General features: G+C 37.7%; 14 protein-coding genes. All 14 read left to right on the top strand.

The genetic code is table 11. The features are described from left to right. The first annotated feature begins 87 nt into the window (after positions 1-87). The 14 genes from fliF (at position 88) to fliY (ending at position 12,382) form a co-directional block, all read left to right on the top strand. The gene (gene fliF, locus ACIP9C_RS07385; protein WP_401009478.1) at positions 88-1,680 is read left to right on the top strand and encodes a flagellar basal-body MS-ring/collar protein FliF; all 1,593 of its coding nucleotides are present in this window, start codon (positions 88-90) and stop codon (positions 1,678-1,680) included. A gap of 15 nt (positions 1,681-1,695) precedes the next feature. Continuing rightward, complete coding sequence (gene fliG, locus ACIP9C_RS07380; RefSeq protein ID WP_401009477.1) at positions 1,696-2,709, top strand: flagellar motor switch protein FliG; 1,014 nt, start codon at positions 1,696-1,698, stop codon at positions 2,707-2,709. Further along, positions 2,702-3,487 carry a flagellar assembly protein FliH gene (gene fliH / locus ACIP9C_RS07375; RefSeq protein WP_401009476.1) on the top strand — a complete coding sequence of 262 codons (786 nt, stop codon included), beginning with the start codon at positions 2,702-2,704 and terminating at the stop codon, positions 3,485-3,487. Before fliG ends, fliH begins: the two co-directional genes overlap by 8 nt. Positions 3,488-3,492: 5 nt before the next feature. Further along, positions 3,493-4,818 (top strand): flagellar protein export ATPase FliI, encoded by a 1,326-nt coding sequence (gene fliI / locus ACIP9C_RS07370; RefSeq protein ID WP_340825853.1) that lies wholly within the window; start codon positions 3,493-3,495, stop codon positions 4,816-4,818. A gap of 1 nt (position 4,819) precedes the next feature. Next, the gene (gene fliJ / locus ACIP9C_RS07365; RefSeq protein WP_340825852.1) at positions 4,820-5,269 is read left to right on the top strand and encodes a flagellar export protein FliJ; all 450 of its coding nucleotides are present in this window, start codon (positions 4,820-4,822) and stop codon (positions 5,267-5,269) included. A 4-nt stretch (positions 5,270-5,273) separates the two neighbouring features. Next, positions 5,274-5,882, top strand: a complete 609-nt coding sequence (locus ACIP9C_RS07360) for a MotE family protein (RefSeq protein WP_483869669.1) — start codon at positions 5,274-5,276, stop codon at positions 5,880-5,882. A 28-nt stretch (positions 5,883-5,910) separates the two neighbouring features. Further along, positions 5,911-7,203, top strand: a complete 1,293-nt coding sequence (locus ACIP9C_RS07355; protein WP_401009474.1) for a flagellar hook-length control protein FliK — start codon at positions 5,911-5,913, stop codon at positions 7,201-7,203. Between the two features lie 2 nt (positions 7,204-7,205). After that, positions 7,206-7,871, top strand: coding sequence for a flagellar hook assembly protein FlgD (gene flgD / locus ACIP9C_RS07350; RefSeq protein ID WP_401009473.1), 666 nt, complete (start codon positions 7,206-7,208; stop codon positions 7,869-7,871). Positions 7,872-7,886: 15 nt separating this feature from the next. Continuing rightward, entirely contained in the window at positions 7,887-8,258 is a 372-nt protein-coding gene (locus ACIP9C_RS07345; RefSeq protein WP_401009472.1) for a TIGR02530 family flagellar biosynthesis protein, read from the top strand. Positions 8,259-8,345: 87 nt separating this feature from the next. Further along, positions 8,346-9,293 (top strand): flagellar basal body rod protein FlgG, encoded by a 948-nt coding sequence (gene flgG, locus ACIP9C_RS07340; protein WP_340825847.1) that lies wholly within the window; start codon positions 8,346-8,348, stop codon positions 9,291-9,293. A 195-nt stretch (positions 9,294-9,488) separates the two neighbouring features. Next, positions 9,489-9,710: a flagellar FlbD family protein gene (locus ACIP9C_RS07335; protein WP_173477756.1), complete on the top strand. Its 222-nt coding sequence runs from the start codon at positions 9,489-9,491 to the stop codon at positions 9,708-9,710. Beyond that, entirely contained in the window at positions 9,700-10,128 is a 429-nt protein-coding gene (gene fliL / locus ACIP9C_RS07330; protein WP_401009471.1) for a flagellar basal body-associated protein FliL, read from the top strand. Before ACIP9C_RS07335 ends, fliL begins: the two co-directional genes overlap by 11 nt. A gap of 33 nt (positions 10,129-10,161) precedes the next feature. Beyond that, positions 10,162-11,157: a flagellar motor switch protein FliM gene (gene fliM / locus ACIP9C_RS07325; protein ID WP_401009470.1), complete on the top strand. Its 996-nt coding sequence runs from the start codon at positions 10,162-10,164 to the stop codon at positions 11,155-11,157. Further along, entirely contained in the window at positions 11,150-12,382 is a 1,233-nt protein-coding gene (fliY, locus tag ACIP9C_RS07320) for a flagellar motor switch phosphatase FliY (protein WP_401009469.1), read from the top strand. Before fliM ends, fliY begins: the two co-directional genes overlap by 8 nt. The last annotated feature ends 11 nt before the right edge of the window (positions 12,383-12,393 follow it).

Below are 12,393 nucleotides of genomic sequence, written 5' to 3'. Positions count from 1 at the left end.
AAATTTAGAATATTAATTTTCATGGGATTCCACTATTATCGCGAATTATTGATTGCTAGGTTATTCACTATAACCGGAGGATTCATAATGAATGAACGATTGACGAAAATAAAAAACGACACCAGCCAATTTTGGACAAGTCGGAGTAAAACACAAAAAATAGTAATGATTAGTTCTTTAGTAGGTGTAATATTACTTGCAGCTATCATTACATTTTTTGCAACAAAAACTACATATGTTCCGCTTTATAAAGATTTATCGACAAGAGAAATCGGCCAAGTAAAAGAAGCTTTGGATTCTCAAGGCGTAAAATATGAGATCGCTCCAGGAGGAACGTCCATCTTAGTACCCGAAGAACAAGTCGATTCATTATTGGTGCAACTAGCATCCGATGGTTATCCTCAAACTGGAACGATCGATTACTCATTTGCTAATAGCTCTGGTTTCGGTATGACAGACAACGAGTTTAATTTATTGAAAAAAGCTGCGACTGAAACAGAAATTGCTAAGCTAATAAAAAATCTAGAAGGCGTTAAAGATGCAAAAGTTATGATTACGCTTCCTGAAGAAGGAGTCTTCATAAAAGATGTAAAAGAAGATGCAACTGCTTCCATTGTATTGAACACAGATCCTGGCTATAAATTTACAGAGCAACAAATTGCCACTATGTACAACTTAGTAGCAAAAAGTATCCCGAACTTAAATACGGATAATATTGTTATCTCTAACCAATATTCAGAGTACTTTGATTTGAATGCTACAACGACAGATGGCACTTCTACAACAACAGCTGAAGGCCAATTGCAAATGAAGAAATTGGTAGAACGTGACTTGCAACGTCAAGTGCAAAATATGCTAGGTACTTTGATGGGACAAGATAAAGTCATCGTTTCTGTTACGACAGATATTGACTTTAAAAAGGAAAATCGTGAAGAAAATTTAGTGACGCCAGTTGATGAAGAGAATATGGAAGGGATTGCGATTAGCGCCCAACGTATTACAGAACAATATTCTGGTACTGGCAACCCAGCAACAGGTACACCTGAAGCTGAAACAACAACAGATAATTTTACTACTTACAATGAAGGTACATCGGGAGATGGAGATTACGAACGTACGGAAGAAACAATCAATAATGACGTCAACCGTATTCGTAAAGATATTCAAGAGGCACCTTATAAAGTTCAAGATATCGGTATCCAAGTAATTGTTGAGCCACCAACAGCTACTGATGCAGCATCTCTACCAGATGGCGTTCGACAAGACATTGAGAAAATTTTAAGTACCATTGTTCGTACAACTATCTCAAAAGATGTAGCTGCGGAACTCACACAAGATCAAATTGATGAAAAAGTGGCTGTTTCAGTCCAACCTTTAAATGGTAAAGTGGCAGATACTGCTCCTGAGACACCTGTTATTCCATGGTGGGTTTGGGTAGTTGGAGGCATTTTACTGGCTGTGATTCTATTACTTGCATTCTTCATCATCCGTTCACGTAAACGTGCAAAAGAAGAAGAAGAGCTTAGTATCCTAGAAGAACAAGAAGAATTGATAATCGATGATATAAATGAAGAAATTGAAACGGAAGCTACAATGCGTCGTAAGCAACTTGAGAAGATGGCAAAAGATAAGCCTGATGATTTTGCAAAGTTACTGCGTAGTTGGATTGCGGAAGACTAACTAGGAGGTTCTGCTGTGTCCAAGAAAGATAAGGAATTAACCGGAAAACAAAAGGCCGCACTCTTGTTAATTTCACTAGGGCCTGAGGTTTCAGCTTCTGTCTATAAACATTTAACCGAGGAAGAAATCGAACGTTTAACGTTAGAAATATCAAGTGTTAAAAAAGTAGAAGCAAATGTCAAAGAAGAAATTATTGAAGAATTTCACAATATAGCCCTCGCGCAAGATTATATTACACAAGGTGGTATTGGTTACGCGAAGACGGTATTAGAAAAAGCATTAGGTGTGGAGCAAGCACAAACGATTATTAATCGTTTGACGTCCTCATTACAAGTGAGACCGTTCGACTTTGCACGTAGAGCAGATCCTGCTCAAATATTTAACTTTATTCAAAATGAACATCCACAAACAATTGCCCTTATTCTATCTTATTTAGAAGCAGGGCAAGCGGGTGTTATATTATCTTCATTACCGCAAGAAGTACAAGCAGATATTGCTAAACGTATTGCAATGATGGAATCAACTTCACCAGAAGTAATTAGTGAAATTGAATCTGTATTGGAACGTAAACTATCATCAACTGTTACGCAAGATTACACAGAAACTGGTGGTATTGATGCAGTCGTTGAAGTATTAAATGGTGTTGACAGACAAACAGAAAAAACGATTCTCGATGCACTCGAAATTCAAGATCCAGAGCTTGCAGAAGAAATCAAAAAACGCATGTTTGTATTCGAAGATATCGTGACGCTCGACAATCGTTCAATTCAGCGTGTTATTCGTGATTGTGAGAACGAAGATTTACTCCTTTCAATGAAAGTTTCAAGCGAAGAAGTAAAAGATATTATCTTCCGAAATATGTCACAACGTATGGCCGATACTTTCAAAGAAGAAATGGAAATTATGGGACCGGTTCGCTTGCGTGACGTAGAAGAAGCTCAATCACGTATTGTCGCTGTTATTCGCCGCTTAGAAGATGCTGGTGAGATTATTATTGCACGTGGTGGAGGAGATGACGTCATTGTCTAGAATCATCCGTTCTGTATATACACAGTCCAATGGCGATAATGTAAAGAAGATACAAATTCGTGATATGTTTGATTTACCCGAAATGGAGACAGATGAAACATCCCATAATCATATGACAATGGAAGATGTATTTGCAGAACGAGAACGATTACTTGAAGAGGCTAGAGCTAAGATTCAAGTAGAACGAGAAGCTTTTGAACAAGAGAAGCAAATGCACTTCCAAGAAATTGAGCATATGAAACAAAGCTGGGAAGAAGAACGCCCTAATCGCGTACAAGAAGCGTATGATGAAGGATATGGTCAAGGTTATGAGGATGGTACAAATAGAGCCACTGAAGCAATGGCGCATTCCCTTCAAACAGCGAATGAGATTATTGCTCAAGCGGGGGAAAATGCAAAAAAATATATCGATGACCAAGAAGCGATTATTTTGGAACTAGGCTTAACTGCTGCACAACGTATTATTGGGGTTTCTTTAGAGCAAAACGATGAACTGTTTCTATCAATAGTTCAAAGAGGGCTTAAAGAAGCGAGAGAGATGAAAGAAATAAAAATCTACGTTTCTCCTAGATATTATGGTTTAATTACATCGAATCGCGATGAATTGGCAGAAATGTTCCCAACAGATGTACCATTTATGATTTTTGTAGATGAAGATTTCGAAAACGAAACAGATTGTTATATAGAAACAAATCACGGTCGAATTGTTGTTAGTATTGACGAGCAATTAAATGAATTAAGATTAAAGCTACATGAAATATTAGAAAGTAAGGAATGATCTAGATGAAAACGGCTCAATTAATCGAACAAATTCCTAATATACCGACTTTTAAAAAGTTTGGTAGAGTAACGAGAGTTGTCGGCTTAATGATTGAGTCGCAAGGTCCTGATAGTTCCATCGGTGATGTATGTAAAATTCATGTTGAAACGTCGAAAAACGGACATCAAATCATTTTAGCAGAGGTCGTTGGGTTTAAGGATGAAATTGTAGTCTTAATGCCCTTCACCTCGCTCCGTGAAATATCAATTGGTTGCTTAGTAGAAGGAACAGGAGCACCTCTTGAAATCAAAGTTGGACCAGAGCTAATTGGTAAAGTACTAGACTCAATGGGGAATCCGATAGATGGTACATTGTTACCGAAAGGTTTAATGTCAGTACCTACTGAGCAAGATCCGCCTAATCCACTGACACGTCCACCGATAAATGAAAGACTTGAGGTTGGTGTAAAAGCGATTGATGGTATGCTAACTGTCGGTAATGGACAACGTGTAGGTATTTTCGCCGGCTCTGGTGTCGGTAAAAGTACACTACTAGGTATGATTGCGCGTAATACGCAAGCTGACTTAAATGTCATTGCATTGGTTGGGGAGCGTGGTCGTGAGGTACGTGAATTTATTGAACGAGATCTAGGACCTGAAGGTTTAAGCCGTTCAATTGTGGTTGCAGCTACCTCAGATCAACCTGCACTTATGCGTATTAAAGGAGCATTTACAGCAACAGCGATTGCAGAATACTTTAGAAATCGTGGCTTAAATGTGATGTTAATGATGGACTCCGTAACGAGGGTTGCAATGGCTCAACGTGAAATTGGACTTGCGACTGGAGAACCACCTGCTCAGAAGGGTTATACACCTTCTGTATTTGCGATTTTACCAAAGTTATTAGAACGGACTGGAACAAATGAAAAAGGCTCTATTACAGCCTTTTATACGGTATTAGTAGATGGCGACGATATGAACGAGCCAATTGCTGATACTGTTCGTGGTATTTTAGATGGTCATATTGTACTTGATCGAAACCTTGCAAATAAAGGTCAATATCCAGCTATTAATGTGTTAAAAAGTGTCAGTCGTTTGATGAATCATGTGGCAGAGCCGGAGCATAAAAAGGCGGCAGAGCGTTTACGGGAACTCTATTATACATATGACAAATCAGAGGATTTAATAAATATCGGTGCATATAAACGTGGGACTTCTAAAGAAATAGATGAAGCAATTTATTATGAACCGCTCATTACAGCTTATTTAAAGCAAGGGTATTTAGATAAGGTGACACTTGAGGAAAGTAAGAATGAGTTAATTACATTATCGAACGGTGGTGGCAGGTAGGATGGTCAGTTATATGTATCGTTTTGAAAAAGTGTTAACCATTCGAGAGCAAGAAAAAAACGAGACTGAAATTGCCTACAAGGAATCTGTTCGTTCTTTTGAAGAGGTTGCAACAAAGCTCTATGACTTGCTGAAAAAGAAAGAGGACTTAATAGAATTTCAGCAGAAACGTTTAGTTGTAGGGTCATCAATTGAGGAAATTCATCACTATGCTCGTTTTATTGATAGCCTTGAAAAGACAATTGCAGATGTGCAGCAAAAAGTTGTGCAGGCACGTTCAAAAATGAATTGGCACGAAGAAAAACTATTAGAAAAAAACTTGGAAGTACGTAAATTTGAAAAAATGCGCGAAAAAGATTTTAAGTCTTTTCAGCAAGAACAAGATCGCATTGAGAGCATATTTTTAGATGAAATATCTTCACTTACGTATTTCAAGAAAGAAATCAGGTGATTTCATGGCGAAAAGAGATAGCCGTATTAAAACTGAATTAGAAGTACAACAGCCAACACGTAAATCAGGAGGTTTCCAAAAGTTTTTCATATGGATATTAATACCTGTTATGTTCGTGGTAGCGGTGTTACTGGTTGTGGCAACGTTAATGGATACGAACGTCTTTGATTTAGGAAAAAAGGCAGTAAGTAACTTACCTTTTGTTGAATCGGAAGAGCAACAAGCAAAAGATGCCCTTGTTATTGATGACTCCAAGGTTGTAGGCTTACAGGCAGAAATACAAGAAAAAGAAGCAGAAATTGCACAATTGCAAAGTAAATTAGATTCAACTACAAATGAAAAAGAAAAGTTACTGACAGAGCAGGAGCGATTACTCTTTGAAATTGAAAAATTAAAAAGAGAGCAAGATGATGTGAAACGTGACTTTAATGATATTTTGTCTACTTTTGATAAGATGTCGCCTAAAGCAGCAGCGCCTGTTCTTATAAAAATGAGTGATGCACAGGCACTTCGTATTTTATCTAGCTTAAAACCAGATAAGTTAGCAGCGATTCTAGAAAAAATGGATCCGCAAGATGCTGCAAAGTATACAGAAATGATGGCTAAACAATAAAAAATATTTTTGAAAAGGAGGTGAAAACATGAATATTGCAATGATGAACATAAGTGCTCCAAATACTACGAAGCCAAGTACTGCTACTTCGAAAGCTATGTCAACTGACAGTGCAGAGATGAAAACAAACACTGGAGCAGCAAAAGATAAAATATCTAAATTCGGTTCTGTATTTGGACAAGCTGTTGCTTTATCAAATCAACAAAATAAAACATCTCAAAGTAATAATACTCAAGGTGACAATAAGCTAGCTGAGCTAGAGAATGTATTAAATAGTCAATCTGTTAAAGAATTACTAGATTTATTAGAAATTCCACATGATGAAGGCTTGTTAATGCTTCAAATTGGGGAAGATGGCAAGGCAGTAGCTATGGATGAAATGTTAAATTTAGATAATTTAATGGCTGCATTGAATGTCGATAAAGAGCAAATACAAAAATTGGTCCAACAATTACTAGATGAAGATCAGCAAGCAAGCGATGTATGGGAGCTTTTAGCTTTAGTAGACGCTCAAGCACCATTGTTACAGACACAGCTAGTATCTGCGTTACAAGGTGAAGGGCAAGTACCTTCAGAAGATGCTACGAAGCTACTTCAAGTATTAAAACTAGCACAGTTAGTTGGCCAAAAATCGGATTTAACGATGTCTCAAGAAAATGTACTGTCAAACGTTAATAATTTTTTGACAGCGTTACAAACACAAGTTGAAACTATTCAAACTGCGCAGCAAGTTACAACAAAAACAACCGTTACATTACCGTTGCAAGGCTTCCAGCAAGTTATTCAGCAGGTGCAAGTGACAAAACAATCTGATACAAGTGCTAATGAAATGGTGACGGCTAATACAGTACAAACAAAAGCTGATACATTCCAAGTTACTTTACCAGCAGCTAAACCAGCGCAGTCGGAAGCGTTACTGAAAGAAATGCAGGCAATCATCAATAAGGCTCAAATTTCAAATGCACAAGGCATTACGCGTTTAACGTTAAAATTGTATCCTGAAAATCTAGGTACCATTCGAATTGAACTTGTACAAAATGACGGTGTTTTAACAGCTCGTTTACTTGCTTCCACTGCACATGGGCGTGAGCTTCTTGACAGTCAAGCGCATCAATTAAAACAAGCCTTTGTCCAGCAAAACATCCAAGTGGATCGACTAGATATTGCGCAATCGTTGCAGGATGCTGATAGACAACAGCGTGATCAAAACTTCTTTAATAACTTCTTTAGGCAACAACAGCAAGAAGAGCAAGAGCAGCAAAAAGAGGACAGCGAAGATGGTATGTCCTTTAATGATTATTTAGAAAATGAGGAGGTGTAGACGTGGCAGATAAAATTACTAATGACCTTTACTATTCCAACTATACTGCACCAACAAAACAGACTGGTAATAGTGAACTTGGTAAAGATGCATTTTTAAAACTATTGATTACACAATTACAACATCAGGATCCAACAAATCCTATGGATGACCGTGATTTCATTGCACAAATGGCGCAGTTCTCATCTTTAGAGCAAATGCAAAATATGACAAAGGCAATGGAGTCATTACTGATGTCGCAACAACAAACACAGCTTATGAACTATACTTCATTTGTAGGAAAAGAAGTAAAATGGCATGAAATTACAGAAGAAGTAGATCAAGATAATAAGCCTGTTATAAATGAAGGTACGGGTGTTATCCAATCATTAAAATTTGTTGATGGAGAAGCAGTATTCATTTTAGCTGATGGCAAGGAAATCTATCCTGGAAACATTTCAGCGATTTTAGGTAATAAAGAAACAAGTACAGGTGAAAGCAATACATCAACTGAATCACCACTTGTACAAGCAAGTAAGCTAATAGGCAAAAATGTCACTTACAATGATGGAGAGCAAGATGTGCAAGGGCGAATCGTTTCTGTATCAAACAAAGATGGCGTTATTTATTACGAATTAGATAATGGTAAAAAACTAGCAGGGAAAGAATTTACAGTAATAAGCGAATAAAGGTGGTGGAGAAAGATGGATAAATTTTCAATTCATCGTGTCCCATTGTATCCAACTATTCGCCAAACGCAACCTACACCTACCAATACACAGCAATCGTTTAGTGCTCATTTACAGGAGGCAACGAATCAACAGGAGCTAAAAGTAAGTAAGCATGCAAATGAACGCATCAAAGAGCGTAATATTGCGATTACTGAACAGGAATGGCGGGTTGTATCTGACAAGGTATTTGAGGCACATTCAAAAGGTGTCAAACAACCATTAGTCTTGATGGATCAAGCGGCTCTAATTGTCAGTGCTAAAAATGCTACTGTCATTACAGCAATGGATCGCACGGAAGCAAAGCAACAACTGTTTACTAATATTGATGGCACAATTGTGCTTTAAGGCTGGACCTTCTTAATGTAAGGAAGCCTATGTGTTGCTGACTGATAGAGGCACACAATTCAAAAAATGAAGGGAGAACGACAACTTATGTTACGTTCTATGTATTCAGGTATTTCAGGTCTTAAAAACTTCCAAACAAAGCTAGATGTTATCGGGAATAATATTGCCAATGTTAACACGTATGGATTTAAAAAAGGACGCGTTATTTTCAAAGACATCCTATCTCAAACAAGCGCAGGTGCTTCAGCTGCAACTACTACTCGTGGTGGTACAAACCCATTACAAGTAGGTCTTGGTTCAACACTTGCGGCAATTGATACGGTTCACGGTTCTGGCTCACGCCAAACGACAGATCGACCATTGGACCTTGCAGTTCAAGGTGAAGGCTTCTTTATGGTAGCTGACTCTGTATCAAATACTGATGGCGTTGCAGAAGGCTATACAAATGTTGTTTATACTCGCGCAGGTAATTTCTACATGGATAACGCAGGTTATTTAGTCAATGCTGAAGGGAAATATTTAGTTGGTCATGCAAATGATACATTGTATGAAACAGACTCTACTGAAAGTAATGCCGAGGCAGATAAAGAAGCAAGCCCGCTAAACGGTGAAACTGAGGATTTATTAGGAGAAAATGATACATTTACTTTTGAAGATAATAACCCAATTAAAATCCCAACAACAGCTAAATCTATAAGTATCGGCCAAGACGGAACGGTTGAATATGTGGATGCAAATGGATATAGACAATATGCGGGTCAAATTGTTATGGTTAAATTCCCAAATGCTGGTGGTCTTGAAAAAGTAGGAAGTAACTATTTCCAAGCAACAGCTAACTCAGGTGAAGCTTATGGCCAAGTAGCAACAGTTGCTGGTATGGGTTCAATTACGGCAGGGGCGCTTGAGATGTCCAATGTCGATCTTTCAGAAGAATTTACGGAGATGATTGTAGCACAACGTGGATTCCAAGCGAATACGCGTATTATCACTACATCAGATGAAGTTCTACAAGAATTAGTAAACTTAAAACGATAGTAATTAGTTATTTCTAGTCTTGAACGCAGCAATCTATAAGTTTTAAGCGTTAAAATATTCAACTACTAAAAGTATGCTAGTGTAATATTAGCGAATCCATAAAGGGTTATTTGTAGATGCGTTTAAGCTCTAAAACATAATTTTCAATATGAGGGAGGGTCGGGCCGGCTCTCGTGCTAGACCGGCCCTATTTCAATGATTGAACTAACACGACTAAATGGCAAAGCATTTACACTGAATGCTTTATACATAGAAACAGTCGAATCTTTTCCAGATACGACTATTACATTAACAACTGGAACAAAAATTATTGTGTTACAGAGTGAAGATGAGGTGCGACAAAAGGTAACAGCCTTTTATAACAATATACAAGTACTATCAAACCCGCATCTACGAGGTGAAGAAGATGAAGAATAATAAAGTGTTAACGATGATCATCATTTTACTAGTGGCAATTATACTTATTGGAGTTATTGCGTTTGTATTATTTACTCAATTCAATAAGCCCGCAGCATCTCTTGAACCATCAATAGACGATATTGTAGAAGCATCTGTTGATGTTCCTGAAATTATGACAAACCTTGCTGATAAAAGGGTAGTGCGCATGACGCTAAAAATCCAAACTTCTAGCAAGGACGCTGCTGAAGAGTTAAAGAAGCGTGATTTCCAAACGAATAATTTAATTATTCAAGAGCTTTCAGAAATGGAGCAAAAAGATTTGGATGGCAAGGCAGGAAAAATAATGTTTGAAAAGGCATTAAAAACACAGTTAAATGAATTGATGCAAGAGGGAGAAATTCAACAAGTATATATTACCTCCTACATCTTTCAATAAAAATTAGAAACTGCTTGAAATGGAGGTGGGCAAATGGCAGGAGATGTGTTATCCCAATCGGAGATAGATGCGCTACTTTCCGCAATCTCGACCGGAGAAATGTCAGCGGATGACATGAAAAAAGAGGACGAGGTACGAAAGGTTAAAGTTTATGACTTTAAACGAGCGTTGCGCTTCTCTAAAGATCAAATCCGAAGTTTGACCCGAATACATGAGAATTTTGCACGATTACTAACTACCTTCTTTTCTGCACAGTTAAGAAGCTACGTGCAAATTACAGTAGCATCAGTAGACCAAATACCCTTTGAAGAGTTTGTTCGATCAATTCCGAATATGACGCTCATTAATGTGTTTGAAGTGCCACCACTTGATGGTAATATATTGATGGAAATAAACCCAAACATTGCCTATTCGATGTTGGATCGTTTAATGGGTGGTAGTGGAGCGAGTCATAGTAATGTTGATAACTTAACTGAAATTGAAACAAAAATTATGACAAATCTCTTCGAACGTTCATTCGACAATTTGCGCGAAGCATGGGAAAATGTTGCTGAAATCGACCCGATTCTAGTAGAACTTGAGGTAAATCCTCAATTTTTACAAATGATTTCACCAAATGAAACGGTAGTCGTCATTTCATTGAATACAATTATTGGTGAGACAAGCGGTATGATTAATATTTGTATCCCGCATGTTGTATTGGAGCCAATCGTACCGAATCTATCTGTACGTTATTGGATGCAAACAAATACAAAAGAGATGTCACCTGAGCAAACAAAAATGCTTGAAACACGTGTGAAACAAGCTAGATTACCTCTTTCTGTAGAGTTAGGTATTACGGACATTACCATTGAAGACTTCCTGATGATGCAAATCGGTGATGTTATTCAATTAGAGCAAAAAATTGAAGATCCACTACTGCTGAAGGTAGGTACATTGCCTAAGTTCACAGTACAACCCGGAAAACAGGGTAAAAAATTAGCAATCCAGATTATCGACCCTTTGAAAGGAGGAGACGAAGATGAGTGATGAAATGCTCTCCCAAGAAGAAATTGAAGCGTTATTAAGGGGCGAAACGTTGGAGGATAGAATAAACGACAGCGAAGCTTCTACAAAAGAAGAAACAAGTGAAATACGAGTAGAGGATTACCTTGATTCGTTTGCTCAAGATGCACTAGGTGAAGTAGGTAATATATCTTTTGGTAGTTCAGCTACTGCTCTTTCAGCGTTATTAGGTCAAAAAGTAGATATTACTACACCTAGTATTTCAATGATTAACCGCAATAAATTAGAAGAGGAATTTCCTCATCCGTATGTAGCGGTACAAGTTGAATATACAATCGGTTTAACAGGTATGAATTTACTTGTTATTAAACAATCAGATGCTGCTATTATTGCAGATTTAATGTTAGGTGGGGACGGCTTAAATCCTAAGCCTGACTTAGGTGAAATTCAGCTAAGCGCAGTGCAAGAAGCAATGAATCAAATGATGGGTTCAGCTGCCACATCGATGTCGACGGTATTCAACAAAAAAGTGGATATTTCGCCACCAACAATCGACTTAATGAATATTTCTCAAAATGAAGGTCGAGATAATATTCCTGAAGATGATTTACTTGTAAAAGTTTCATTCCGACTTCGAATTGGTAATTTAATCGATTCAAACTTAATGCAATTATTACCGCTTAAGTTTAGTCAAAACATTGTAAAGTCATTATTAGGAGAAACAGAGGCGATTGAAGAGCCAGTAGCAGCAACAATTGCTCCAGAAGCGCCTATCGCACCACCACCTGTTCAACATACACCGCCACCAGCACAGCAACCTGTATATCAACAACCAGCAGCGCCAGTGCAACAGCCGATGTATCAAGAGCAACAACCAATGTATCAAGAGCAGCAACAAATTCATACGCAACAAAGACCAGTACAACCTGTAAATGTTCAACAGGCACAGTTTGCTAGCTTTGATCCAAATGTAATCTCTCAATCTGAGGCTAGAAATTTAAATATGCTACTTGATATTCCATTGCAAGTTACTGTAGAGTTAGGACGTACGAAACGTTCTGTTAAAGAGATTTTAGAACTAGCTAGTGGATCGATTATTGAATTAGATAAATTAGCAGGGGAACCGGTTGATATTCTAGTAAATAGTCGTTTAATTGCAAAGGGCGAAGTTGTTGTTATTGATGAAAACTTCGGCGTACGCATTACAGATGTTTTAAGTCAAGCAGAGCGTTTAAATAATTTAAGATAGTTTCAATTGGA

This window comes from Lysinibacillus sp. NPDC093210 (assembly GCF_044753985.1).
In the GTDB taxonomy this organism is placed as follows: domain Bacteria; phylum Bacillota; class Bacilli; order Bacillales_A; family Planococcaceae; genus Lysinibacillus.
The sequence above is the reverse complement of the archived record's forward strand: the minus strand, read 5'-3'. Positions and strand labels throughout refer to the sequence as shown.